The organism is Winogradskyella rapida, from assembly GCF_042675845.1.
Classification (GTDB): domain Bacteria; phylum Bacteroidota; class Bacteroidia; order Flavobacteriales; family Flavobacteriaceae; genus Winogradskyella; species Winogradskyella rapida.
In genome coordinates this window covers 137,400-164,102 of the sequence record NZ_JBHTKM010000048.1, presented here as the reverse complement: position 1 = coordinate 164,102, position 26,703 = coordinate 137,400, and the positions used below count along the sequence as shown (strand labels likewise).

The 26,703-nt window shown below is 36.0% G+C and carries 20 protein-coding genes and 2 tRNA genes; 18 read left to right on the top strand and 4 right to left on the bottom strand.

Annotated elements, in window-relative coordinates:
• The first annotated feature begins 158 nt into the window (after nucleotides 1-158).
• A complete protein-coding gene (locus tag ACFQ13_RS07110) occupies nucleotides 159-2,612 on the top strand; it encodes a helix-turn-helix domain-containing protein (protein ID WP_386115649.1) in 2,454 nt (817 codons plus the stop codon).
• A 33-nt stretch (nucleotides 2,613-2,645) separates the two neighbouring features.
• Here ACFQ13_RS07110 and ACFQ13_RS07105 read toward each other — a convergent pair whose 3' ends face one another.
• Nucleotides 2,646-3,788, bottom strand: a complete 1,143-nt coding sequence (locus ACFQ13_RS07105) for an acyl-CoA dehydrogenase (RefSeq protein WP_386115648.1) — start codon at nucleotides 3,786-3,788, stop codon at nucleotides 2,646-2,648.
• Between the two features lie 91 nt (nucleotides 3,789-3,879).
• On the opposite strand from ACFQ13_RS07105, the gene ACFQ13_RS07100 reads away from it, so the two are divergent.
• The 10 genes from ACFQ13_RS07100 (at nucleotide 3,880) to ACFQ13_RS07055 (ending at nucleotide 12,056) form a co-directional block, all read left to right on the top strand.
• Complete coding sequence (locus ACFQ13_RS07100; RefSeq protein WP_386115645.1) at nucleotides 3,880-4,947, top strand: anhydro-N-acetylmuramic acid kinase; 1,068 nt, start codon at nucleotides 3,880-3,882, stop codon at nucleotides 4,945-4,947.
• A 66-nt stretch (nucleotides 4,948-5,013) separates the two neighbouring features.
• Nucleotides 5,014-6,240 (top strand): Glu/Leu/Phe/Val dehydrogenase dimerization domain-containing protein, encoded by a 1,227-nt coding sequence (locus ACFQ13_RS07095; protein ID WP_386115655.1) that lies wholly within the window; start codon nucleotides 5,014-5,016, stop codon nucleotides 6,238-6,240.
• A gap of 19 nt (nucleotides 6,241-6,259) precedes the next feature.
• Nucleotides 6,260-7,651: a sodium:proton antiporter NhaD gene (nhaD, locus tag ACFQ13_RS07090; protein ID WP_386115642.1), complete on the top strand. Its 1,392-nt coding sequence runs from the start codon at nucleotides 6,260-6,262 to the stop codon at nucleotides 7,649-7,651.
• 87 nt (nucleotides 7,652-7,738) lie between these two features.
• Nucleotides 7,739-8,434 (top strand): MotA/TolQ/ExbB proton channel family protein, encoded by a 696-nt coding sequence (locus tag ACFQ13_RS07085; protein WP_386115640.1) that lies wholly within the window; start codon nucleotides 7,739-7,741, stop codon nucleotides 8,432-8,434.
• A gap of 3 nt (nucleotides 8,435-8,437) precedes the next feature.
• Nucleotides 8,438-8,830 carry an ExbD/TolR family protein gene (locus tag ACFQ13_RS07080; RefSeq protein WP_114310813.1) on the top strand — a complete coding sequence of 131 codons (393 nt, stop codon included), beginning with the start codon at nucleotides 8,438-8,440 and terminating at the stop codon, nucleotides 8,828-8,830.
• A 59-nt stretch (nucleotides 8,831-8,889) separates the two neighbouring features.
• Entirely contained in the window at nucleotides 8,890-9,786 is an 897-nt protein-coding gene (locus ACFQ13_RS07075) for an energy transducer TonB (protein WP_386115637.1), read from the top strand.
• A gap of 3 nt (nucleotides 9,787-9,789) precedes the next feature.
• Complete coding sequence (locus ACFQ13_RS07070) at nucleotides 9,790-11,007, top strand: bifunctional folylpolyglutamate synthase/dihydrofolate synthase (RefSeq protein WP_386115635.1); 1,218 nt, start codon at nucleotides 9,790-9,792, stop codon at nucleotides 11,005-11,007.
• A gap of 64 nt (nucleotides 11,008-11,071) precedes the next feature.
• Nucleotides 11,072-11,146, top strand: a tRNA-Val gene (locus ACFQ13_RS07065).
• 49 nt (nucleotides 11,147-11,195) lie between these two features.
• Nucleotides 11,196-11,270 (top strand) — tRNA-Val (locus tag ACFQ13_RS07060).
• Between the two features lie 387 nt (nucleotides 11,271-11,657).
• Entirely contained in the window at nucleotides 11,658-12,056 is a 399-nt protein-coding gene (locus ACFQ13_RS07055; RefSeq protein WP_386115632.1) for a VOC family protein, read from the top strand.
• An 84-nt stretch (nucleotides 12,057-12,140) separates the two neighbouring features.
• Here ACFQ13_RS07055 and ACFQ13_RS07050 read toward each other — a convergent pair whose 3' ends face one another.
• The 3 genes from ACFQ13_RS07050 to gldJ all read right to left on the bottom strand — a co-directional run bounded on the left by ACFQ13_RS07050 (nucleotide 12,141) and on the right by gldJ (nucleotide 16,125).
• On the bottom strand, nucleotides 12,141-12,869 hold the full coding sequence (locus ACFQ13_RS07050) for a phosphatase PAP2 family protein (protein ID WP_114310817.1): 729 nt from the start codon (nucleotides 12,867-12,869) through the stop codon (nucleotides 12,141-12,143).
• Between the two features lie 139 nt (nucleotides 12,870-13,008).
• Nucleotides 13,009-14,292 (bottom strand): UDP-N-acetylmuramoyl-tripeptide--D-alanyl-D-alanine ligase, encoded by a 1,284-nt coding sequence (locus ACFQ13_RS07045; protein ID WP_386115629.1) that lies wholly within the window; start codon nucleotides 14,290-14,292, stop codon nucleotides 13,009-13,011.
• A 153-nt stretch (nucleotides 14,293-14,445) separates the two neighbouring features.
• Nucleotides 14,446-16,125, bottom strand: a complete 1,680-nt coding sequence (gene gldJ, locus ACFQ13_RS07040; protein WP_114310819.1) for a gliding motility lipoprotein GldJ — start codon at nucleotides 16,123-16,125, stop codon at nucleotides 14,446-14,448.
• A 313-nt stretch (nucleotides 16,126-16,438) separates the two neighbouring features.
• On the opposite strand from gldJ, the gene porU reads away from it, so the two are divergent.
• From porU to ACFQ13_RS07005, 7 genes are all read left to right on the top strand, one after another.
• Nucleotides 16,439-20,305 carry a type IX secretion system sortase PorU gene (gene porU, locus ACFQ13_RS07035; protein ID WP_386115625.1) on the top strand — a complete coding sequence of 1,289 codons (3,867 nt, stop codon included), beginning with the start codon at nucleotides 16,439-16,441 and terminating at the stop codon, nucleotides 20,303-20,305.
• A 65-nt stretch (nucleotides 20,306-20,370) separates the two neighbouring features.
• Nucleotides 20,371-21,612: a type IX secretion system outer membrane channel protein PorV gene (gene porV, locus ACFQ13_RS07030; RefSeq protein ID WP_386115622.1), complete on the top strand. Its 1,242-nt coding sequence runs from the start codon at nucleotides 20,371-20,373 to the stop codon at nucleotides 21,610-21,612.
• A gap of 106 nt (nucleotides 21,613-21,718) precedes the next feature.
• Complete coding sequence (cdd, locus tag ACFQ13_RS07025) at nucleotides 21,719-22,201, top strand: cytidine deaminase (protein WP_386115619.1); 483 nt, start codon at nucleotides 21,719-21,721, stop codon at nucleotides 22,199-22,201.
• Nucleotides 22,202-22,313: 112 nt separating this feature from the next.
• A complete protein-coding gene (gene pdhA, locus ACFQ13_RS07020; protein ID WP_386115616.1) occupies nucleotides 22,314-23,315 on the top strand; it encodes a pyruvate dehydrogenase (acetyl-transferring) E1 component subunit alpha in 1,002 nt (333 codons plus the stop codon).
• Between the two features lie 3 nt (nucleotides 23,316-23,318).
• The gene (locus ACFQ13_RS07015) at nucleotides 23,319-24,947 is read left to right on the top strand and encodes a pyruvate dehydrogenase complex dihydrolipoamide acetyltransferase (protein WP_386115613.1); all 1,629 of its coding nucleotides are present in this window, start codon (nucleotides 23,319-23,321) and stop codon (nucleotides 24,945-24,947) included.
• A gap of 109 nt (nucleotides 24,948-25,056) precedes the next feature.
• Nucleotides 25,057-26,025 (top strand): M28 family metallopeptidase, encoded by a 969-nt coding sequence (locus ACFQ13_RS07010; protein ID WP_386115610.1) that lies wholly within the window; start codon nucleotides 25,057-25,059, stop codon nucleotides 26,023-26,025.
• On the top strand, nucleotides 26,018-26,701 hold the full coding sequence (locus tag ACFQ13_RS07005; protein WP_386115607.1) for an SDR family NAD(P)-dependent oxidoreductase: 684 nt from the start codon (nucleotides 26,018-26,020) through the stop codon (nucleotides 26,699-26,701). The genes ACFQ13_RS07010 and ACFQ13_RS07005 overlap by 8 nt, the downstream gene beginning before the upstream one ends.
• Nucleotides 26,702-26,703 lie beyond the last annotated feature (2 nt).

Here is a 26,703-nt window from a genome sequence, read left to right as displayed (position 1 = left end):
GTAGGTCGCCGCCTTTTTTAAGAACCCTTACTAGATAACTAGTAAGGGTTTTTTGTTTTTACACCTTTTTTAAAAACCACCTAAATAACCACACCTTTATATATCGCTCGCAATCCTCTGAATTGTTTTTAGTATCTTCAAACTTTATTTAATTACATATGGCCATAAATATAGAACTAGAATTAGCCTGGAATTTTGTTAATAATACAAATAGAAATATATTCTTAACAGGAAAGGCCGGAACGGGTAAGACAACCTTTTTACATCGCTTAAAAAATGAAGGTCAAAAAAGAATGGTCATTGTGGCACCAACAGGTGTGGCTGCAATTAATGCTAAAGGAGTAACGATTCATTCGTTTTTTCAAATGCCTTTTGGACCTCTATTACCAAATGAAGATTTCAATAATTCGTCTAGTTTTAAAAGAAAATTTAATAAGACTAAAATAAATATTATTAAGTCGCTAGACTTATTAGTGATTGATGAGATTAGTATGGTGCGGGCCGATCTTTTAGATGGCATCGATAAAACCTTACGGCGTTATAAAGATAGAACCAAAGTATTTGGAGGGGTTCAATTATTAATGATTGGTGATCTACAGCAATTATCGCCAGTTATAAAAGAGCAAGAGTGGCAGTTATTAAAACCATTTTATAACAATGCTTTTTTCTTTAGTAGCTTAGCTTATCGTGAATCTAATCCTATTTCCATTGAATTAAAACATATCTATAGACAGGACAATCCTGTTTTTATAGATATTCTGAATGAGATAAGAAATAATAATTTATCCGTTAAGGCTGCAGAGGAATTAAATAAACGGTTCATTCCTAATTTTAAACCTGGTGATGATGAAGGTTATATTTCATTAACTACTCATAATAATAAGGCAAGGCAAGTTAATTTTGAGAAATTAGAAGAGTTATCAACTAAAACTAGAAAATATAAAGCTGTTGTTGAAGGAAATTTTCCTGAGCATATGTTTCCAAATAATGAACAATTAGAACTTAAAGTTGGGGCTCAAGTGATGTTCATAAAAAATGACAGTACTCCTGAAAAACGTTATTTTAATGGGAAGATAGGAAAGGTTATTCATTTAGATAAGGATGAAGTTGTGGTGCATTGTCCGGATGACGATTACAATATTAATACAAGTTTAGAAACTTGGGAAAATATTAAATATACGGTTGACGCAAAAACGAAAGCGATTTCTGAAGATAAAATCGGAAGTTTCACACAAATTCCGTTGCGTTTAGCCTGGTCCATAACAATTCATAAAAGTCAAGGTTTAACATTTGAAAAGGCAATTATTGATGCGCAAGGTGCTTTTGCACATGGACAAACTTATGTGGCCTTAAGCCGTTGTAAATCTTTAGAGGGCTTAGTGCTTAAAAGTAAAATTCAACCCAATCAAATTATTAGCGATAATAATGTTATCGAATTTAATAAGTACGCCGAAGCGCATAGGCCAGATGACGCTATTTTATTCGCCTCTAAACGCGATTATCAACTCGATTTAATTGCGGAGATATTCAACTTTTATAAATTTTTATATCCTGTTAATCGAATTCTAGATCTGTATTATAGTAATAGAACACGTATTCAAGGGGATTTAGAAACTCCTTTGGTGACACTTAAAGCTTGTGTTACTAATTTACTAAAGGTGGGTAATGGTTTTAAAGCGCAACTTAAAACCTTAATAGATGCCGAAGAGCTACCGGAGAGTAATGAGACGGTTCAGTTACGTTTCAAAAAAGCATTAGATTATTTTACAGAGCAAACGAATACGATTATTGAAATCACTTTAAAACAATGTAATTATACTACAGATAATAAAACGGTTGAAAAAGATATTGATAAACATCTAGAAACTTTAGATGAATTATTGGCAATTAAACGGTCTTATTTTAAAGGATTAGCGAAGGGGTTTTCCACGCATGAGTTTTTAAGCTTACGTGCAAAATCTGTGTTTTTGGCTAAAGAGAAGCCGAAGAAAACGCGTAAATCTGTGGTAGACGGAACCACCAATGTGGAACTATTTGAATTATTACGAGAGCTTAGAAATCAGATTGCAGAAAAAGAGGATTTGGTGCATTATCAAGTTTTTAGTCAAAAATCGCTCTATGCCATGTGTGAAACCTTGCCCGGAAACAAAGCTGAGTTACAAGCCATTCATGGTATGGGAAAGGTTAGAGTTGATAAATATGGTGCTGCCATCCTAAAAGCAATTAAAGAATATTGTGATGAAAATGATATTGAATTTTCTGAGGCCGCACCAGAATTAATAAAGGATAAGCCAAAAAGAAAAAAAGGAGATACAAAGAAAATATCTCTAGATTTATTTAAAGCAGGTAAATCTATAGATCAAATTGCTTTGGAGCGCGAATTAAATAGTAACACTATTTTTGGACACTTAGCGAGTTTTATTGCTACTGGAGAGGTTAAAATTACGGAGCTGATGTCTAAATTGAATTACAAGGCCTTATCTAAAATTATTCCGACTAAAACTTTTGAAAATCTTTCAGACTTGAAGCAGCAACTTGACGATAAGTATTCTTATGGTGAAATTCGTTTGGTATTAGAAGATTTACAATCAAATAAAAAAGGCTCCAAATAAAATTTGAAGCCTTTTTTTCTTAACTGTTAAGGGTTATTCTTTAATAAGTCCTCTAGAAATTACAATCTTTTGAATTTCTGAAGTCCCTTCATATATCTGAGTAATTTTTGCATCACGCATTAAACGCTCTACGTGGTATTCTTTTACAAATCCATTACCTCCATGTATTTGTACTGCTTCAACGGTATGTTCCATAGCCACCTTACTCGCATAAAGTTTAGCCATAGCACTAGACATATCATAATTATTACCTTGATCTTTGTCCCAAGCAGCTTTCATAACTAACATTCTTGCAGCTTCGATCTCGGTATGCATATCAGCTAATTTAAAGGCGATAGCTTGGTGGTTACAAATTTCAGTACCAAAAGCTTTACGTTCCTTAGAATATTTTAAAGCTAATTCATAGGCTCCGGCAGCGATACCTAGAGCTTGGGCAGCAATACCAATACGTCCCCCAGAAAGGGTTTTCATAGCAAATCTAAAACCAGATCCGTTAGCACCAATTCTATTTTCTTTAGGCACTTTTACATCATTAAATTGTAGGGTATGTGTATCACTTCCTCTAATACCTAATTTATCTTCTTTTGGCCCAACATCAAATCCTGGAGTTCCTTTTTCAACAATAAAAGCATTAATTCCGTGAGAACCTTTGTGCTTGTCGGTTTGTGCAATAACTAAATAAACATCGGCGCGGCCTCCACTTGTAATCCAATTTTTGGTCCCGTTTAAGATATAATGATCTCCTTTATCTATTGCTGTAGTGCGTTGCGAAGTGGCATCACTTCCTGCTTCAGGTTCACTTAAGCAAAATGCACCAATAAATTCGCCTGTCGCTAATTTGGTTAAATACTTTTGTTTTTGTTCTTCATTTCCATAAGCTTCAAGACCGTAACATACTAAAGAGTTATTCACGGAAACAATAACAGAAGCGGAAGCATCAATTTTAGATAATTCTTCCATTATTAAGGCATAAGAAATGGCATCCATTCCACTACCTCCATATTTAGGATCGACCATAACGCCTAAAAATCCTAAATCGCCCATTTTCTTAACTAAACTGTCAGGGAAGGTTTGTGTAGTATCGCGTTCTATAACACCAGGTAATAATTCGGTTTGGGCAAAGTCTCGTGCAGCATCACGAATCATTAAATGTTCTTCTGTTAAACTAAAATCCATATTATAATATTGTTAGTGATTTCTTAAAATTTTCAGGTAAAGATAAATTTTTATTGTGGTATTTTCAATAAGTAACACTATTTTTACTGATATGATAAAATCTACTTATAATGTTATTGGTGTTATGTCAGGTACCTCCTTAGATGGGATTGATTTGGCATATATAACTTTTGAAAAAAAGGACACTTGGAAATTTAAAATTCATACCGCTGAAACGGTCAGATATTCAATAGATTGGAAAACAAAACTCCGTGAATTAGTGCATTTGTCACCACAGAAATTGGTCACCATTGATCATTTGTATTCCACGTATTTAGCTGAAGTTATTTCAAGCTTTATTAACAAGCATCAGTTAACGGCTATAGATTTTGTGGCTTCACACGGTCACACAGCGCTACACCAACCCGCAAATGGGAGTACATATCAGATAGGAAACTTACAAGAATTGGCAGATGGTCTTCAAAGAAAAGTGATTTGTGATTTTAGAGTTCAAGATGTGAATTATGGAGGGCAAGGCGCACCCTTAGTGCCTATTGGAGATCGCTTACTTTTTTCGGAATATGAGTATTGTGTGAATTTAGGAGGTTTTGCAAATATTTCTTTTGAAAATAATGCCGAACGTATAGCCTTTGATATTTGCCCTGTAAATATTGTATTAAATCATAATGTGGCCTGTAGGGATTTAGAATATGACGATGGAGGAAAACTTGCTGCTTCAGGAGGCGTCAATGAAACGTTACTGGCAGAATTAAATGCTTTATCGTTTTATAGTGAAACCCCACCAAAGTCTCTTGGATTAGAATGGGTTAAAAGTACTATTTTCCCTCTAATAGATCGCTATCAACTTCCACTAGAGGATATTTTACGTACGTTCACAGCCCATATTGCAACTCAAATCTCCGCTGTAATTAAGGATTCTAAAGCTAAAGTTTTAATGACAGGAGGTGGTGTTTACAACCAATTTTTAATGGACTGTATTAGGAAAGCATTGCCAGGACAATTGGTAATTCCGTCAGATGCCATTGTAGAATTTAAGGAAGCTTTAATTTTTGGCTTTCTTGCTGTCTTAAAAGATAGAGAAGAAATTAACTGTTTAAAAAGTGTAACGGGGGCCTCAAAAGATCATGCTTCCGGAAAAATATTAATTCCTAATAATTAAAGTTATTTCTTAATAACTTCGATTGTTTTTTATATTTGTTACCGCATACTAAACTTACTTAAATTGATAAAAGAATTACTTCAGAAATACGAAAATAAGTCTCCAGAAATCGTATTTCATTGGAACGACCCCGAAACAGACGCCGAAGGTTGGACGGTTATTAACTCATTACGAGGTGGAGCAGCAGGTGGTGGAACACGAATGCGTAAAGGACTAGACCAAAATGAAGTGCTCTCCTTAGCTAAAACCATGGAAGTTAAATTTACCGTTTCTGGTCCGGCTATTGGTGGGGCTAAATCCGGAATTAACTTTGACCCTCAAGATCCAAGAAAAACGGGCGTTTTAGAACGTTGGTATGCCGCAGTATCGCCATTATTAAAAAGTTATTATGGTACAGGAGGTGATCTTAATGTGGATGAAATTCACGAAGTTATTCCAATTACAGAACAAAGTGGGGTATGGCACCCGCAAGAAGGAGTTTTTGAAGGCCACTTTAAACCTTCAATTGCCGATAAAATTAACCGTATTGGTCAACTAAGACATGGGGTTATTAAAGTTATAGAAAATGCCAAGTACTCACCTAATGTGAGTAGAAAATATACGGTAGCAGATATGATTACCGGTTTTGGTGTGGCTATTGCAGCGAAACATTTTTACGATTTACAAAACGATTCTATAAAAGGAAAACGTGTTGTAGTACAAGGTTTCGGAAATGTAGGTGCAGCCGCTGCATTTTATTTTGCTCAAATGGGCGCTAAGATTGTAGGAATTATTGATCGTGATGGTGGTTTAATTAATGAAGAAGGGTTTTCTTTTGAAGCCATAACCGATTTATATCTTGCAAAAAATGGAAATACATTGGTAGCAGAAGATTGTATTCCTTTTAATGAAATTAATGATAAAATTTGGGCCTTAAATGCTGAAGTGTTTGCACCTTGTGCGGCTTCAAGACTAGTAACCCAAAGTCAAATAGATCAGATGATTGCTTCCGGTCTAGAAGTAATTACCTGTGGGGCTAATGTGCCTTTCGCAGATAAAGAAATTTTCTTTGGACCTATTATGGAACATACCGATCAAAGAATTAGCTTAATACCCGATTTTATTTCCAACTGTGGTATGGCAAGGGTTTTTGCCTATTTTATGGAACGTAAAGTGCAAATGACAGACGAAGATATTTTTAACGATACGTCTAATACCATTAGAAAAGCACTTCAAGACGTCTATGAGACGAACCCTAACAAAACGGGAATTAGCGAAACCGCTTTTGAAATTGCTCTAAGACAACTCATCTAATCTTTTTTTATTACTACTTATGGAAACAGTTATAATTCTGGTATTCGTTTTCGGATACTTAGCAATTACCTTAGAGCACAACCTTAAAATCGATAAATTAATTCCTGCTTTAGTCATGATGGCTATAAGTTGGGCTTTAATTTCTTTGGGTATCGATGACTTTACGCAATGGTTTGATTCTGGAAAACACGCCCTGATGGATAACTTCGGATTGCTTCAGCATGAAGAAAAGTTACATCTCATGGAAGAAACACTTCTTCATCATTTAGGGAAAACCGCAGAGATATTAGTGTTCCTTTTAGGCGCTATGACTATTGTAGAGATTATTGATTATTTCGATGGTTTTTCAACAATAAAAAATGCCGTTAAATTTAATAGTAGAAAAAAGTTACTATGGATGTTTTCTATCCTAGCGTTCTTACTTTCTGCTATTATCGATAACCTTACCGCTACAATTGTCTTAATTTCTATACTTCAGAAAATCGTTAAGAATAGAGATATAAGAATTTGGTATGCCGGTTTAATTATTATTGCCGCTAATGCAGGTGGAGCGTGGTCACCTATTGGAGATGTTACCACCACCATGTTATGGATTGGAAATAAAGTTTCTTCAGGGAAATTATTCCTCTATTTATTTATTCCTTCTTTATTATGTATGGTGGTTCCTACGTTTATCGCCTCTTTGTTGCCGCCTTTTAAAGGGGACTTAGAATTACAAAAAGCAGATAATAAAGTGAGAAGTAAATTTAGTTCTACTATGTTATTCTTAGGACTCGGTGCCATTGTATTTGTACCAGTCTTTAAAGTTGTAACCCATTTACCGCCGTATGTAGGGATGATGTTTTCTCTTGGTGTGGTGGCTATATTTGCAGAAGTGTATAGCAATTCAAAATTCGCAATTACGGAAGTTGTTTCTGAAGAACACTCAGCAGGAGCTAACCATAGTCCGGTGCATTACTCGTTGTCTAAGATTGAATTGCCAAGTATTTTATTTTTCTTAGGAATTTTAATGGCTGTTGCAGCTCTAGAATCTTTAGGGATTTTATTCGGTTTTGCCAATTCATTACAAGAGACCATGCCTATGTTAGGTACAGAATTTCATCATGAAGGTGTTTCTGATTTGGTGGTTTTATTGTTAGGTGTTGGGTCAGCTGTAATAGATAATGTACCTTTAGTGGCCGCAAGTTTAGGAATGTTCTCAGAACCTTTAGATAATGAGCTATGGCATTTTATCGCTTATTCCGCAGGAACAGGAGGAAGCATGTTAATTATAGGATCTGCAGCAGGTGTTGTTGCTATGGGAATGGAAAAGATTGATTTCTTTTGGTACCTTAAGAAAATATCCTGGTTGGCCTTTGTTGGATTTATTGCAGGAGCCGCTGCTTTTATGGTGACGAGATCTATTTTCTAAGTCACCTTTAAAATTGAAATAATAGATATACTTAAGTGCGAAACTTAACGTTATAAGAACAAGAATTTAAAAATTAAATTTATTAGTATGAGTTTACTAAGTGCTATTCAAGATGAAGTCGATGTTTTACCTGACGGAGAATCTGTAGAAAAAACATTGTCAATTATAGAACTTATTTCCAGTGGAGGAACCTCAGGAATGGTGATTATCATTATCCTGTTTGTATTGTTAATCGTGGCCACTTATATTTATTTTGAAAGAATATTTGCCATTAAAGCAGCCTCGAAAGTGGATTCTAACTTCATGAATCAAATTAAAGACCACGTGAGTAACGGTAAAATTGACTCGGCTCAAATGCTTTGTGCGCAACAAAATTCACCAGTCTCTAGATTAATAGCAAAAGGTATTACCAGAATTGGGAAGCCTTTAGAAGATATTAATACAGCAATTGAAAATGCAGGACGTTTAGAAATCTATAATTTAGAAAAAAACGTGAGTGTTTTAGCAACAATTTCTGGTGTCGCTCCAATGATTGGATTTTTAGGAACCGTAGTGGGGATGATTATTTCAATTTTTGAATTGGCTAATGCAGGAGGTACCATTCAAATGGATGTCTTAGCAAGTGGATTATATACGGCAATGACCACTACCGTAGCGGGTCTAATTGTAGGGATTGTAGCCTATGTAACCTATAATCATATCGTGGTAAAAACAAACAAAGTGGTTTATCAAATGGAAGCGAATTCAGTAGAATTCTTAGATCACTTAAATGAACCTATCTAATTTATGAATATTAGAGGACGAAATAAAGTAACACCAGAATTCAATATGGCTTCAATGACCGATATTGTTTTCTTGCTACTCATCTTTTTTATGATTGCGTCAACTTTGGTAACGACCAGCGCTATTGATATTGTTTTACCTAAAGCAAGTGGTAAAACGGAGAACAAAAAATCAACAGCGGTTAGTATTAAAAAAGACCTAACTTATTATATCGATGAGAAACGTGTTGGGGAAAGTGTTTTAGAAACGCAATTGATTTCTATAATGGCAAACCAAGATGCACCAACCATCGTACTAAGAGCAGAGAAATCTGTTCCCGTAGAAAATGTGGTAAAGGTGATGGATATTGCAAACCGAAATAAATTTAAAGTTATTTTAGCTGTACAACCTAATTAGAGCCTTAGAGGTTCCTTTAAGAATAAGGTATAGCATCAACCCCATTTAGAACGAGAACAGTGAAATATTTAGAGACCAAACACCAACGTAATTCCGCAAAAATCACAGCGCTTATCGCTTTGATACTTCTTTTGTTGTTATTTGTGGTAGGGCCTCAATATATGGATCCACCAGAAGAATACGGGGTAGCCGTTAATTTTGGGACTACCGATTTTGGAAGCGGCAACCAACCATTAAGTGAACCTAAGCAAGCTGTAGAAGAACAGGTTGTAGAAGAAAGTGCTGTTGAAGAATCCGTACCTGAAGAAACTCAAGTTGAAGCTGCTGAAGCGAGTGCAAAGGCTGAAGAGGTGATGACGGCAGATAATGCTGAAGCACTAGCGATGAAAAAGGAAAAGGAAGCTGAGGAAAAGGCTAAAGCGGCAGAAGCCAAGGCGAAGGCAGAAGCTAAAGCGGCAGCAGAAAAGATAGAACGTGAAAAACGTGAAGCTGAAGAGCAAAAGCGTCGTGAAGAGGCTGAAAAGAAAAAGAAACTAGACAACCTTATTGGTGGCGTTAAAAATGCTGAAGGTACTACCGATGGTGGTGAAGGACCAGATAGTAAAGGTGGTAATAAAGGACAACTTGATGGTGATCCTTATGCTACGAGTTACTTTGGTGGTTCTGGCCCTGGAAAAGGAGGCATTGGCTATGGTTTAGGTGGGCGTGGTACTCCATCTCGAGAAATCTTTGCACAAGATTGTAATGAATACGGATTGGTTGTAGTACGTATTGAAGTGAATAGACAGGGTAAAGTGGTTAGTGCTACGCCTGGAATTAAAGGGTCTACTAATACACACCCTTGTTTGCTAGAACCAGCAAAGAAAATCGCTTTGTCTCATAAATGGCCTGCAGATAATGATGCCCCAAGCACTCAAGTGGGATTTGTGAGTATTAATTTTGATGTGGGGCAATAAGTCATGAATTATCAAGAAACCGTACAATGGATGTTTCAACAACTTCCAATGTATCAACAAAAAGGTGTTTCTGCTTTTAAGAAAGACCTTAGCAATACGCTTCAATTAGCCGCGTATTTAAAACATCCTGAAAACCAATTCAAATCTATACATGTCGGCGGAACCAATGGTAAGGGATCTACGAGCCATATGTTAGCCTCAGTTTTGCAAGAAGCAGGGTATAAAGTAGGCTTGTATACCTCTCCACATTTAAAAGATTTTAGAGAACGTATTAGAATTAATGGTAAGGTTATTTCTGAAGCTTTTGTTGTTGAGTTTATCAACAGTAATCGTAGCTTTTTTGAGGCCAATCAATTATCGTTTTTTGAAATGACCGTAGGGATGGCTTTTGATTACTTTGCTAAAGAAGCCATAGATATTGCTATTATCGAAGTGGGCTTAGGGGGGCGTTTAGATTCTACTAATATCATTACCCCAGAATTATCCGTTATAACCAATATTGGCTTAGATCACACGCAAATACTAGGAAATAGCCTACCTGAGATTGCTACCGAAAAGGCGGGGATTATTAAAGAGAATGTTCCTGTAGTAATTGGAGAAACGCATCCTGACACACAAGCTATTTTTAAGACCAAGGCCGCAGCGACAAATTCAGATATTTATTTTGCAGATCAATTAATAACTAAGGTTGTAGACAGCGATTTAAAAGGCGCTTACCAAGTTCATAATAAAAAAACAGTCCTTCAAGCCTTAGTGGTTCTTAAAGAACGAGGCTATCATGTTTCAGAAGCCTGCCTTGAAAAAGGTTTAGGTAATGTTGCTGCCAATACCGGTTTGCAAGGACGATGGCAGATATTAGGGCAAAAGCCTAAAGTTGTTTGCGATACCGCACATAATAAAGAAGGATTAACTTATGTGGTACAGCAATTAGAAGAAGAAGTCTATAACGCGCTTCATATTGTTTTCGGTGCTGTAAATGATAAAGATTTAGACAGTGTATTGACTGTATTACCACGTAAGGCACGATATTATTTTTGTAAACCTAATGTTCCTCGTGGTCTTGATGCCGAGGCATTAAAAAATATTTTTATAAAAAATGGTTTTATTGGGGAAGCTTATAATAGTGTGGGTGAGGCCTTAAATAATGCAAAATCAGTAGCTAAGGTTGATGATCTCATTTATGTTGGAGGCAGTACATTTGTAGTAGCTGAAATAATTTAATTTTTTTTGGTAAAAATGTTTTGTAATGTCGAAAACTAGAGTATCTTTGCAGTCCTAATAAATAGGGCGACTAGCTCAGTTGGTTCAGAGCACTTGGTTTACACCCAAGGGGTCAGGGGTTCGAATCCCTTGTCGCCCACAAAAGTTCACGAAAAGTGAGCTTTTTTTATACGAAACTTCATTTATTAGGGCGACTAGCTCAGTTGGTTCAGAGCACTTGGTTTACACCCAAGGGGTCAGGGGTTCGAATCCCTTGTCGCCCACAAAAAGTTCACAGCAATGTGGACTTTTTTTTATGCCTTTTTTTTAGGTAAGCTCTTTTGTAAAATGGCTGTATCTATTTCTTCAGTTCGAAGACGAAGTATGGGATATTGGGGATTTAAAAAGTATTCTATATTATTATGAAGCGGGGCTTAAAGTTAAAATTGGCAAAGCCATGGCATTAAAAGCCGGCGCTCCGTTCATAGATGGTGAAACCTATATACAAGCAGGTATAGGTATACTCACTCGTAATTGGTAATCTCTAATTTTCTAATTGAAGGCCTGTTATGGAAATGAGCAAATATTTGATTTAATGCCATTAAACTGTTTTTAGGGTTTATAATACATTTAGCTATACAAATAATGTAGAACTAAAAATTATATAAATCATGAAAGTACAAGCTTATTTATCATTCAACGGAAATTGTCAGGAAGCCTTAAAATTTTACAGTGAATTATTTGATGCTGAGATTACAAACAGGCAAACTTATGAAGACAAAAAAATAGATGTACCCTCATCGTATAGAGATAGATTACAACATGCCGAATTAAAAGGCAAGAACGTTCATTTTATGGCTTATGACGTATCACCAGATACACCATTAAATAGTGGGAATCAAGTACAAATGAGTGTCGAGGTTTCTAGTGAAGCTGAAGGGCAGTCGTTATTTGAGGCTTTATCTAATGGTGGACAAATTCATCATAATTACCGTGAAAGAGAATGGGGCTTCTTCGGACGTTGTACAGACAAATTCGGAATTGGATGGATGGTAAATTATAATGCCTAAAACTTATAGAGCTTAATCATAAAAAAAAGCCTTTTGAAGTCAACTTCAAAAGGCTTTTTTTATGCATCTATTAAATAAAGCATCTTAGGTTCGTGGATCCTTTTTAAATACTCTAATAAAGTTAAACATCAACGCACATAATAATACCCAAATGAATCCGGCTATAAACCCACCTACAATATCTGAAGGAAAGTGAACGCCTAGATAAATACGACTGATGCCTATACTTAAAATGAGAAAAATCATTAAGGTTATCACCACTAATTTAAGCGCCGCATGAATATTGAATCGGTAAAAAAGGTAGATTAAGAACCCGTAAAAGGCCATTGCCGTCATGGCATGTCCGCTAGGGTAACTCAAAGTTTCTACAGTAACAAGATGTTCTAAATCGGGTCTAGATCTATTAATAACGTTTTTTAAAATGATATTAGAACTTAAGGCTAAAACGAGAACCACACTTAATTGGATTACATATTGCCAGTTTTTAAAAATTAACAAGAAGGCTACATTGCTTAATAGAAACACCACTAAATACCCATAAACGTCCCCTACATTAGTAACAAACATAAAATACTTGGTAAGACTAGGGTGACGAAAGGTGAGGATGTAATTGGTCGTATTGGTATCAAATTCCGATAAGGTTGTTGTTTTTAAATTCTCAGTGAGTTCTATAAACAAATTAATACTCCCTATTACAAGCAAAATGGTTACTACCGAAATAATAACATAAGGCAATTGCTCATTTTGTTTCTTAAATAATCCTGATAATAATTGTCTAGACTTATCAATTATTATTTTTATTTCATTTTGCATGATTTTATAAAAGCTTGTTCAAACAGTTTATGATTTAAAAATACAGTGTATTTATGGGAATATATAATCTTTGATAAGAATAAACGATAAGATTTTAAATTGTTTCATTCCAACGTACATTATCTTAAGACACTGCTCCCTATATAATATCTAAAATACGTTCTAAAGCCATACCTCTAGAGCCTTTAATTAACACCGAAGCCTGACTTAAATCTAAAGTTTTTAAATGGCTCTTAAGCGCATCAAATGAAGCGTATTTATGAATGTAATCTTCTGTTTCTGTTTTTTTGAAATTCTCACCTATAATATAGATCTGCTGGTCTTTAAAATGACGCTGTAAGAAATCGACAATAGCTTGATGTTCTTGAGCGGCATCAGCCCCTAATTCAAACATATCGCCTAGAAATAAAAATTTATGTTCGGCGGACAACTGTTTAAAGTTTTGTAAGGCTGCAATCATACTAGTTGGGTTAGCATTGTAAGCATCTAAAATAATCTCTGTATGCCCTTTTATAATAATTTCCGATCGGTTATTATCAGGTTTATATTGGGCTATGGCTTGCTGTATGGCTTGTGTTTCAATTTTAAAATATTGACCAATAGCTACGGCTACGGCAATATTTCCGTAGTTATAATCGCCAATCAGTTGGCTGTGTAATTCCGTGGCCTTGTAATGTAAAGAGACATGGGGTTTGGCGTCTTTAAATGATATGACACAATCATTTTCTGGGGCTGTTCCGAAAGTGCTCACTTTTGAGTAAGACCCTATTTGAGAAACTTGCTTTGGGTCTTCCGTATTTATAAAAATGGTTTTATTATGAGATTTTAAATATTCATATAGTTCAGACTTGGCTTTAACCACGCCTTCAACACTACCAAAACCTTCCAAATGGGCTTTGCCAAAATTGGTGATTAATCCATAATCGGGTTCGGCAATACGACAGAGAATTGCAATTTCTTCAAGGTGATTTGCACCCATTTCTACAATCCCAAAATCTAAATCCTTAGTAAAACTTAATAAGGTGAGGGGAACACCGATATGGTTATTTAAATTACCGCGAGTGGCTTTAACCTTATAAGTTGTTTTTAAGACCGCATTAATAAGTTCTTTTGTTGTTGTTTTTCCGTTGCTTCCTGTTAAAGAAATAATGGGAATGTCAATTTCTTTTCTATGGTGGTTGGCGAGATCTTGAAGGGTTTGTAAGCAATCTTTAACCAAAATACAGTTAGGGGTAATCACGGCATCGTCTTCATCTACAAGGCAAAATTTTGCGCCGCCATCAAAGGCTTGTTGTACAAATGTATTGCCATTAAAATTATCCCCTTTTAAGGCGACATAAAAACAATCTTCTGAAAGTTTTCTTGTATCGGTAGATACCGTAGTACAAGTTTTAAATTTATCGTAGATATCTGCTATGGTCATAGTGTAACGGTATAAGCTCTGTGTTTATGAGATTAAAGTTTTTGGCTATAAAGCGTAGGATAATGGTATTAGCGCAACGCTATAGAATAAGCCTAAAAATAAAAAAGTCCTGATATAAATATCAGGACTTTTTTCAAATAATTTAATTATTTTTTAGTTACGTCGTTTTCCAGCTTGTTCACTTTTAGAACCTACTCTAGAAACCGCACATCTAAATCCAATATAGTCTGTAGCCATATCTTGTGGGAAGTAACGTCTTTGTGCTGGATCAATCCAGTACGCTCTATCTCTCCAAGATCCACCTTTATAAACTCTAACTTCGTCATTAATTAAAGACGTTCTGTTATTAGACTGATCGTATTCTCTTACCATTGTTCCTTCTGTAGTATCAACTTCTACACGGTGCTTTGGTGAGTTGTACATTTTGCTAGTACTTGTTTTAGAACCTTCAGTTTCATCAAAACTTTCTCTGTAATAACGAGAAGAACGCTTGTCTCCATCTCTAAAGTTTCTGTTATCACTCTGGCTGAAGTTTGTTCTTAAATAAGTTTCTTCTTCATCGATTGGCACTTTTGCAATTTCACCTGGTAAATCTCTAGCGACAATTTTACCATTACTTAAAGTATCGTAAACAATTTCGTCTACAGTTACAATTTTTACAGTTCCATCTTCGTTAATCGCATTCTTAGAATAAACGTTTCCTCTATAGTAGTTAAAATCGTTAAACTCATCATCTACTATTGGTCTGTAAACATCAGCTACCCATTCAGCAACGTTACCAGCCATATCATATAATCCGTAATCGTTAGGCGCATATGTTTTTACTTCAGCAGTAATATCAGCTCCATCATCAGACCAACCTGCAATTCCACCGTAATCACCTTTTCCTTGCTTAAAGTTAGCCATTTGATCTCCACGGTTTACACGTTGTCCAGATCTTGTATACTGTCCATCCCATGGGTATTTTTTACGACCTCTATAAACGTTGTATTGACGTAATTCACTCATACCTAAAGCAGCATATTCCCATTCTGCTTCAGTAGGAAGTCTAAACTTAACCGGGATTAAACCAGATTCTCTGTTTGCATATACATTAATAGGATTTCCTTCTGCATCGGTTTGTTGTCTACGTTGTCCTCCTTCTAAAACTTCAGTGTTACCACCATAAGTTTGAGACGGCGCATTAATATACGTATCTGTACTAAATGTACTTTCTGCACTTACATCAGTGTACTGTGCATCTCTTTTTATGTAACCAGCTTCTTGTAATGATAATTCTGCAACACGGTCTGTTCTCCAGTTTGCGTATTCAACAGCTTGAATCCAACTTACACCAACTACAGGGTAATTTGCATAACCTGGGTGACGTAAATAGTTTTCTGTCATCATTTCATTATAACCTAAACGATTTCTCCATACCAAAGTATCCGGAAGCGCTCCTTTATAAATTAAAGCAAAATTTGGATCATCTGGTGGGTAAACATTCTTTAAATAATCTAAATAAAACAAATAGTTTACATTGGTAACTTCTGTTTCATCCATGTAAAAGGACTGAATATGTTGTTGGTTTGGAGTGTTGTTCCAATCGTGCATTGGATCATCCTGTACCTTACCCATTGTAAAAGTCCCACCTTCAACAAACGCTGTTCCTGGAGGTGTTTCTTGTTCTTTAAATTGTGTATTGTACTGAAAACCACCTTGTTTGTCGTTGATTTTCCAGCCTGTGGCACTATCGACATTGCCAGAATTAGAAGAACGATTACAACTTACAATCGAAGCGCAAAGCGTTACTGCTATTAAAAATTTTAGGGTTGAGACATTTTTCATATCCATACGTTTAAGTAAGCTCGTTTAATTTTAGAGTCGCAATATAACAATTAAAGGTAAACTGACAACTTTTTTTTTCGTCTAAATGTAAAAAAGAGTGCATTTCATCCTTTTTTTTGAACACAACGTCGGATTTTTTTCAATTTAACGTTGTATTTTGCCTTTTAATAACGAGAACAGAAATAATTTATTGTTGTATTTTTGAAATAAAAATTATCAGACCATACTATCAGGCTTTCAATAACGTTATTGAGTTGTCAACGAATGGGTTTGCTAGTCTTCTTTAAAAGGTATAAGGCGATTAAAACGAAAATTATAAATGAAAAATTACTATGTCATTGCGCTACTTCTTGTTAATGTACTCTGTTTTGCTCAAAAAAAACAGTTCAACATTGACTGGGAAGGCACTAAAATTCTTAAAACGGACTATCGTAGTGTAGAAGTACCCGCATTTAATGAAGAAAATTTCAGTTATAATGACCAGCAAGGACTTTTATTTGTTTCGCAATGGGAAAGTAATGGCAGTTCTATTGATGAAAACTCTGTAACGCTGACTAATATTTCTTACAAAACCATAGCGGCTTCAGAATTAAAAGATCTTAATCCTAATGACATTCCATCGTCACCTTCTTATCAGGTCTATAATACGAATGCACGTGGACGTTCTGCCCATTATCTAGAAATGCATCCTATTATTAAAGAGGGAGGTAGTTATAAAAAGGTGGTTTCCTTTACACTTAACTATAGTGTACGTGCAGCACAATTAACTAACAGTACCATGGGGGTTAATGACATTACCAATTCGGTATTAAGTAGTGGTGAGTGGTATCGTTTTTACATCGAAGATTCTGGTGTGTTTAAATTGAGTAGAAATTTTTTAAGTAATCTAGGGGTGAATACCAATGCGGTAGATCCACGGACCATTAAGTTATATGGAAACGGTGGACGTATGTTACCCTTAGAAAATTCTGAAAACTATCCTTTTGATGTTGTTGAAAATGCTATTAGATTCGTCGGAGAAGAGGATGGGAGTTTTGATAATGCGGATTATATATTGTTTTATGGTGAAGGGCCAAAGACTTATAATGAAGAAAGTGATACCAATATTAATCTCTATACAGATAAAACCTATTACTATATTAATGTAGGATCTAGTTATGGGAAACGTATAGACGCTATGCCGACTATTACGGCTGATGCAGATTTTGAAATTGACACCTTTCAAGACTATCAATTTTATGAGGTCGATGAATATAACTTGGCGAGTTTAGGGCGTCGTTGGTTTGGAGATGATTTTGATATTGAAAGTCAACGGACTTATGAATTTGACTTTCCTAACCTCGTTACTTCGGTTCCAGTAAACGTTAGCATTGCAGTAGGGGCGGTCTCAGAAGTGCAAACTTCGATGGGGGTCACCATTAATGATAATCTTGTTACCACCATGAGTTTAGGGTCCATATCTGTGGGCTCTGTTTTAGGAACCTCGGCATCCTACAACCAATCACTTTCTCTGACTTCAGATGAAGTTAATGTCACTTTAGATTATAATAACAGCGGAAATCCTTCGGCAAATGCCTATCTCGATTATATAAATATTGAAGCCACCCGTGGTTTAAGATATGAAGGCGATCAGTTGGTTTTTAAAAATAACGACGTGGTGAGTACGCCTGGAATCGTTCAGTATAATATAACCAACACCTCTAATGTTAGAGAAGTTTGGGATATTACGGATCGGTTTAATGTAACTACAGTTGAAAATTCAGATAACGCCGATACCATGGCTATTAAATCGCAATCGGGTGAAGCCCGTACTTATATAGCGTTTTCAAACAGTGATGTGTTTACCCCAAAAACGGATTCGAGAACCACTTTGGCGAATCAGAATTTAAAAGGAACCATTTTTACTAATTCAGACGGACAGTTTGAAGATGTTGATTATATCATATTAGCACCTACTGAATTGTTAGCGCCAGCGGAACGTTTAGCCGATATTAATAGAGCACAATATGGTTTAAATGTTAAGGTAGTAGACCTGCAAACGGTTTATAATGAATTTAGCACCGGAAGCCAAGATATCGCTGCCTTACGTAACTTTGTGAAATATGTCTACGATAATGCAAGTACACCGGCCAATCGCTTAAAATACCTTTGTTTATTTGGTGAAGGATCTTATGATTATAAAGATAGAATATCAAACAACACGAACTTGGTTCCTTCTTGGTATTCTACAAGTAGTTTTAGTTTAACAAGTTCGTTTGTATCTGACGATTTTTACGCCATGCTAGATGATAATGAAGGCGGAATGACTACAGCAGATCGTATGGATGTTGCTGTAGGTAGAATTTTAGCTGAAGATGTACAGCGTGCCAATCAAATGGTAGATAAGGTCAATTCGTATTACCAAGCCGAATCGTATGGAAGTTGGAGAAACAATGTGCTTTTAATTTCTGATGATGTTGATGAAGCATGGGAAGAGCGTTTACAACAAACAACGGATGACTTAGGGACCACCTTAGAAGAAGAGAAGCCTTTTTTAAATGTCATAAAAATTCATTCTGATGCTTTTGAGCAAGAGTCTTCAGCGGCAGGAGATCGTTATCCTAAAGTTAATGAGGCCATTCAAGATGCTATTGAGGTTGGTGCACTAGTGGTTAATTATTTTGGACATGGTGGTGAAGACGGCATTGCTAAGGAGCGTATTTTTGATAAAATCGATTCTCAAGAAATCAATAATTTTTGTAAGTACAATTTATTTATAACGGTTACCTGTGAGTATACTAAGTTTGATGATCCTAACCGTGATACTGCTGGTGAATATACCTTTTGGAATGAAAATGGTGGCGCTATAGCTTTAATTACAACCACAAGACAAATTATCGTTTCTGTAGGTGAGGCGCTCAATGAGGTTTTAGATAATTATTTGTTTGCTTTTGGTTCTAATGATTATCCTTCAATGGCGGAAGCCTTACGTCTAGCAAAGACGGATAATAATATCGCTGGCTCAAGTCAAAAACGTTTGGTCTTCTATATAGGCGATCCGGCTATGAAATTGGCTTTTGCACAACCCGATGTGCGTTTAACTAAAGTTAATGATGTTCCTATAACTCAAGCGATAGATACCTTAAAAGCTTTAAGCTATACTAAATTAGCAGGAGAGGTTGTCGATACCAACGGAAATTTATTATCTAACTATAACGGAACTTTAACCGCTACGGTTTTCGATAAGTCTATATCACGTCAGACCTTAGGGAATGACGGTATAAGAGATGGTGATAATAATTTAATTGTAATGGATTTTACCACTTTAGGAGAAGTGGTCTTTAAAGGTCAGGCTAGTGTTACCAATGGATTGTTTGAATTCGATTTTGTTGTACCAAAAGATATAGGTATTCCTGTAGGCAATGGGAAAGTTAGCTTTTATGCGCAAACCGACTCACCAACCTCCGATCAGGCAGGGTCAAATTTTGATATAAAAATAGGAGGGATTAATGAAAATGCCCCTGAAGATAACTTAGGGCCTGTCATCAATCTCTATATGAATGATGAGAACTTTGTCTCAGGAGGCATCACTAACGATTCGCCAACCGTGCTTGTAAAATTACAAGATGATAATGGAATTAATACTGCAAGTGGTATTGGACATGATATTACAGCGATAATAGATGCAGACGAAACCAATCCTATTGTCCTTAATAGTTATTACCAAGCCAATGTAGATGATTATACCAACGGAACGGTAAGTTATCCGTTTAGAGATTTAGAACCAGGTTTGCACACCTTAACCTTAAAAGCTTGGGATGTTTATAACAATTCTTCAACAGAAGAAATTCAATTTATGGTGTATGATGAAGATGAAGCCTTAGTCATTGAAAATGTATTAAATTACCCTAACCCATTTGTAAGTTATACCGAGTTTTGGTTTAACCATAATAGTTCTGAGCCTTTAGATATCTCAGTTCAAATCTTTACGGTTTCTGGTAAATTGGTGCGTACCTTAAACGGACAGACCAGTGCAGATGAGTGTTGTTCGGATGCATCAAGCTCTCTATCTCGAAACATTGTTTGGGATGGTAGAGATGATTTTGGCGATAAAATTGGAAAAGGAGTCTATGTTTATAAACTAAAAGTGAAATCTAACCGTTTAAATAAACAAGTTGAAAAAATTCAAAAACTTGTCATACTATAATATTAAATTATATTTGCTAACAGATGAGTTGTGCTCTTTGAGTATTAATAGATCAAAAATTAAAAATGAAAAAACAAATTATAGCCTTAATGGCTTTGGTTACTTTAAGTAATGCCTTTGCCCAAGATGGTACCGTAATTATTCCAGATTCTAATGACAGTCGTGTTATTACTACCGGTTTACCTTTTATGTTAATTGCTCCAGATGCAAGATCAGCGTCATTAGGAGATATGGGAGTAGCGACCTCTGTAGATGGTTTTTCGCAACAATACAACCCTGCTAAATATGCGTTTTCAGAAACAAAGCAAGGGGTGAGTTTAAGTTATACGCCGTATTTAACGCGTTTGGTTAATGATATTTCCTTAAGTTATGTAACGTATTTTAATCGTATCAATGAGTATAGTGCTTTTTCAGCAGGACTTAAATATTTTTCTTTAGGTGAAATTGTACTTACCCAAGATGCAAATGACCCAGGAGTTGCTGTAAAACCAAACGAATTTGCAATAGATGCCGCTTACTCATTAAGATTAGGGAATCAGTTCTCTATGGCTGTTGGTTTGCGTTATATGCGTTCTGCGTTGCGTTTAGGTCAGGTCGACTCTAACGCTAATGCTGGAAGTACTTTTGGTGCGGATATTACAGGATATTATCAGAGTGAAGAAGAAGCTTATACTGATTTTAACGGACGTTGGAGAGCTGGTTTTGCAATTCAGAATTTAGGTCCAAAATTTAAGTATGATGATGCCGGGCAAGATGTATTTCAACCTACAAACCTGAGATTAGGAGCTGGTTTCGATTTTATTTTCGATCAGTACAATAAATTAGCTGTTACCGGAGAAGTGTCTAAATATTTAGTGCCAACACCTCCTGTTTATGGTAATGAGTATAATTACGAAGATGATAATGGGAATGGCGTTTATGATGAAGGAGAAGAATACGGAAACCCAATTACAAGCGATATCATTATTGATGGTCAAGATCCAGATGTTGGATTTTTAACAGGTGTTTTTCAATCCTTTGGTGATGCGCCAGGAGGACTAAGTGAAGAGTTAAGAGAATTTACTTGGGCTTTAAGTGCCGAATATACGTATCAAGATAACTTCTCATTACGAACAGGTTATTTTAATGAAGCAGATGATAAAGGTGCACGTAAGTTTTTCGGACTAGGAGCAGGGTTTAAATACACCACCATTAATGTCGATCTATCTTACCTTTTCTCGGCATCAAAAATTCAGAGTCCGTTAGAAAATACACTTCGTTTTTCTCTGACTTTCAATTTTGGAGATGGGGAATACAATGAGTATTAATCCACTTAAAGGTCCAGTCTTTGTATAGACTGACAAAAAAATAATTATATTTAAAGAACTATTGTTTAACGGCAATAGTTTTTTTGTCTCAACTAATTTGTAAAATATGAAGGAAGTAAAACTAGAAACGACATTACAAGTTTATACTGATATTAATGAAGTTTCTGAAGATATACAAACCTTAATGCAGGCGGCCATAGAAGCAAGGGAAGATGCTTATGCGCCGTATTCTAAGTTTAATGTTGGTGCAGCCATCTTACTAGACAACGGAGAAATTGTTATAGGTAACAATCAAGAAAATGCTTGTTTTCCTTCAGGACTCTGTGCAGAACGTACTGCGATTTATTATGCAGGGGCTAAATTTCCGAAGGCTAAAATGCTAACAATGGCCATTACAGCCTCATCGCAAAATCAACTTACCGATAAGCCAATTCCACCTTGTGGAGCATGCAGGCAAGCGATTGCAGAATATGAAATAAAACAAGATCTTCCTATTGAAATTTACTTTATGGGAGCTCAAGGAAAAGTTGTAAAATCACACTCCTTAGCCAACTTATTACCACTTCTTTTTGAAAGTTCAGTGTTATAGGGTTTTCGTTATTGAAAATTCAGTAATATCTTGATTTTTTTATGGCATACAGTTTCTTCATTATTGTGTAAAGTGTTATTTTTGTTATTCTATTTAAAGAACTCATCAAGAAATGCAAAAAATAACTAAAGAAGTTTACCTAAAGTGGTATGAGGACATGTTGTTCTGGCGTAAGTTTGAAGACAAACTTGCCGCAGTTTATATTCAACAAAAAGTTAGAGGTTTCCTTCATTTATATAATGGACAAGAAGCTGTTTTAGCCGGTGCATTACATGCTATGGACTTAACTAAGGATAAAATGATTACGGCATACCGTAACCACGTGCAGCCAATTGGTATGGGTGTGGATCCAAAACGTGTAATGGCAGAATTATTTGGAAAAGCAACCGGAACCTCTCAAGGTTTAGGTGGTTCAATGCACATCTTCTCTAAAGAACACCGTTTTTACGGAGGTCATGGTATTGTAGGAGGTCAAATTCCTTTAGGAGCAGGGATTGCTTTTGGTGATAAATATCACGATAGCGATGCTGTAACTATTTGTTGTTTTGGTGATGGTGCTGCTAGACAAGGATCTTTACATGAAACGTTTAACCTTGCTATGTTATGGAACTTACCAGTGGTGTTTGTTTGTGAAAACAACGGTTATGCCATGGGAACTTCTGTAGCGCGTACTGCAAACCATACGGATATCTGGAAATTAGGTTTAGGTTATGATATGCCATCAGGACCTGTAGACGGAATGAATCCAATAAAAGTAGCGGAAGCGTTTGATGAAGCTATACAACGTGCAAGAAAAGGCGGAGGACCTTCTTTCTTAGAAGTGAAAACTTACCGTTATAGAGGTCACTCTATGTCTGATGCACAACACTACAGAACTAAAGATGAGGTTGCTGAATACAAGAAAATTGACCCAATCACTCAGGTGAAAGATATTATTCTTGAAAAAGAATACGCTACCGAAGCAGACTTAAAAGCAATTGATAAAGAGGTGAAAAACCGCGTTTCAGAATGTGAGAAATTTGCAGATGAATCGCCATTTCCTGATAAGAATGTTATGTACGATGTTGTATATGAACAGGAAGATTACCCATTTATAGATCACAAAATAAAGTAAACTATGGCAGAAGTAATTAACATGCCGCGTTTGAGCGACACCATGGAAGAAGGAACTGTTGCTACTTGGTTAAAACAAGTGGGTGACAAAGTTGAAGAAGGGGAAATTTTAGCTGAAATCGAAACCGACAAGGCCACGATGGAATTTGAGTCTTTTAATGAAGGGACTTTATTACATATTGGTATTCAAGAAGGTGAAACGGCAAAAGTAGATACACTTTTAGCTATTATAGGTGAAGAAGGTGAGGATATCTCAGGGTATTTAAACGGAGAATCTGCACCAGCAGCATCTGAAGATGCATCAGAATCTTCAACACCTGAAACTTCAGAATCAGCAAGTTCAGACGCTAAAGAAGAAGCTTTACCAGAAGGTGTTACTGTGGTAACCATGCCACGTTTGAGTGATACTATGGAAGAAGGTACTGTAGCCTCTTGGTTAAAAAATGTTGGTGATGCTGTTGAAGAAGGTGATATTTTAGCCGAGATTGAAACGGATAAAGCAACCATGGAATTTGAATCTTTTCAATCTGGACATTTATTATATGTCGGATTAGAAGAAGGTGAAAGTGCTAAGGTTGATGCTTTATTAGCCATTCTTGGTCCTGAAGGAACTGATGTTTCTGGGATTGCTAAAAACTTTACAGCCGGTGGTGCTGAACCAAAGAAAGAAGCGCCAAAAACCGAAGCTAAAAAAGAAACCCCTAAGGCTGCGCCTAAAAAAGAAGAACCTAAGAAAACCGCTGCTCCAGCTTCAAAACCTGCAGCAACGACTTCTGGACGTATTTTTGCGTCACCTTTAGCTAAGAAAATGGCTGAAGAAAAAGGAATCGATTTAGCAGATGTACAAGGTTCTGGAGAAAACGGAAGAATCGTTAAGAAAGATATTGAAAACTTTACGCCTAAAGCGGCGGCTCCTGCAGCTGCAGTGGCAAGCGTAGCTTCAGGTGCTGTAGAAAGTTTTGATGAAGTTCCTAACTCTAACATGCGTAAGGCCATCGCTAAAAACTTAGCAAAATCTAAATTTACCGCACCGCATTACTATTTAAATGTGGAGTTTGATATGGATAATGCTATTGCTTTCCGTAAGGAAGTGAATGCTATTCCTGATACTAAAATATCATTTAATGATATCGTTGTTAAGGCCTGTGCCATGGCTTTAAAACAACACCCACAAGTAAATTCGCAGTGGTTTGATGATCGTATGAAATTAAATCATCATGTACATATCGGTGTTGCTGTAGCAGTAGATGAAGGACTTCTTGTACCGGTTGTTAAATTTGCAGATCAACGTAAGTTAACGCAAATTGGAGCGGCTGTAAAAGAATACGCTATAAAAGCAAAAACGAAGAAGTTATCGCTAGAAGAAATGGAAGGAAGTACCTTTACCATTTCTAACTTAGGAATGTTTGGTATTGATAGCTTTACATCAATTATCAACCAACCAAATTCAGCTATACTTTCAGTAGGTGCTATTGTTCAAAAGCCTGTAGTTAAAGACGGTGCTATTGTTGTAGGAAACACAATGAAACTTTGTTTAGCTTGTGACCATAGAACTGTAGATGGTGCTACTGGAGCGCAATTCCTTCAAACTTTAAAAGGTTATATTGAAAATCCATTAACAATGGTATTGTAAGTATAAAATATGATTCTTAATCGCATTAGAATCTCTTAATATATAATCCTGATTTGATCATTTATCGAATCAGGATTTTTTTATCTTTAAACGCATCTAAAAAATCAATATGAAGAACATAATTTTTGTGTTGTGCATGGCCCTCGTTTGTGCTTGTTCATCACGTAAAAAGAAAGAAGTTTCAACAACAGGAGAGCTTTCAAAACCCGAATTAACGCAACAGGCTATTCAAACGAGTATGTCCTATTTGGCATCCGATGAATTAGAAGGGCGTGCTACAGGTACGGCGGGCTTAGAAAAAGCAGCAGTTTATATTGAAAATTATTTAAAGGCGAATGGGATAAAGCCTTATTTCAAAACCTATAGAGATTCATTTAAAGTTAAAGATATTGACGGTTATAATATTGTAGGGGTCATAGAAGGTCAAGATCCGGTATTAAAAAATGAATTTGTTATTCTTGGCGGACATTACGATCATATTGGTAAAGGTAAAACCGTAGAAGGAGACAGCATTGCTAATGGTGCTAATGATGATGCTTCTGGGACCTTGGCAGCTATGGAGTTTGGACGTTATTTTGCCAAAACCAAATCGAATAAAAGAAGTATTTTAATTACGTTATATGATGCGGAAGAATTGGGTTTATTAGGGTCAACGCACTTAGCAACACGTCTAAAAGGTCAGGGGATAAATGCGTACACCATGCTTAATTTTGAAATGATTGGTGTGCCTAGAGCTGAAGGCGAAATTATGGCTTATATGAGTGGGTATGAGGAATCTAATTTTGCTGAAAAGTTAAACGCATATGCCAATGCTGAGGTCATCGGTTTTTTTGATAAAGCGAAGCAAATGTCACTTTTTAGACGTTCTGATAATTATCCATTCTATAAAGCATTGCAAATTCCGGCACATGCTATTTCTACCTTCGATTTTACCAATTTCGATTATTACCACCATGTGGATGACGAAGCTGATAAAATGGATTATGGCCATATGCTGAAATTTATAAATACGATGATTCCGGCCTTAGAAGGAATGATAAATGCCCCTAATAAAGAAGTAATTTTAAACAATGAGTAAACATATAATTATAACCGGAACGAGTCGTGGTATTGGCTACCAATTGGTACAATTATTAGCCAAACAAGGTCATAAAATTTTGGCCTTGTCACGTAATGAACAGCCTGTTTTAGATCTGAATTTAGATGAGGTTCAAACCATGGCCTTTGATCTCTGTGATGAAAGCGCTTATGTTAAGGTGTCCGATTTTATCAAAAAAGAATGGGGGCATGTCGATATCTTAATTAATAATGCAGGGGCGATAATTAATAAACCCTATGCAGAAACATCATTTGAAGATTTCACAACGGTCTATAAAACGAATGTTTTTGGTGTTGCAGAATTAACTAGAATTGTCATACCATTTATGAAATCGGATGGGCACGTGGTCACAGTGAGTTCAATGGGAGGCATACAAGGAAGTATGAAATTTCCGGGCTTAGCAGCATATAGTTCTAGTAAAGGTGCTGTAATTACATTGACGGAATTGCTCGCTGAAGAATATAAGGAGACCGGACCACAATTTAATGTTTTGGCTTTAGGAGCGGTACAAACTGAAATGCTTGAGGAAGCCTTTCCGGGGTATGTGGCCAATTCATCACCTTTAGACATGGCAGATTATATTCAGAATTTTGCTTTAACCGGCCATAAGTATTATAACGGTAAGGTATTGCAGGTATCTAATTCTACACCCTAGGT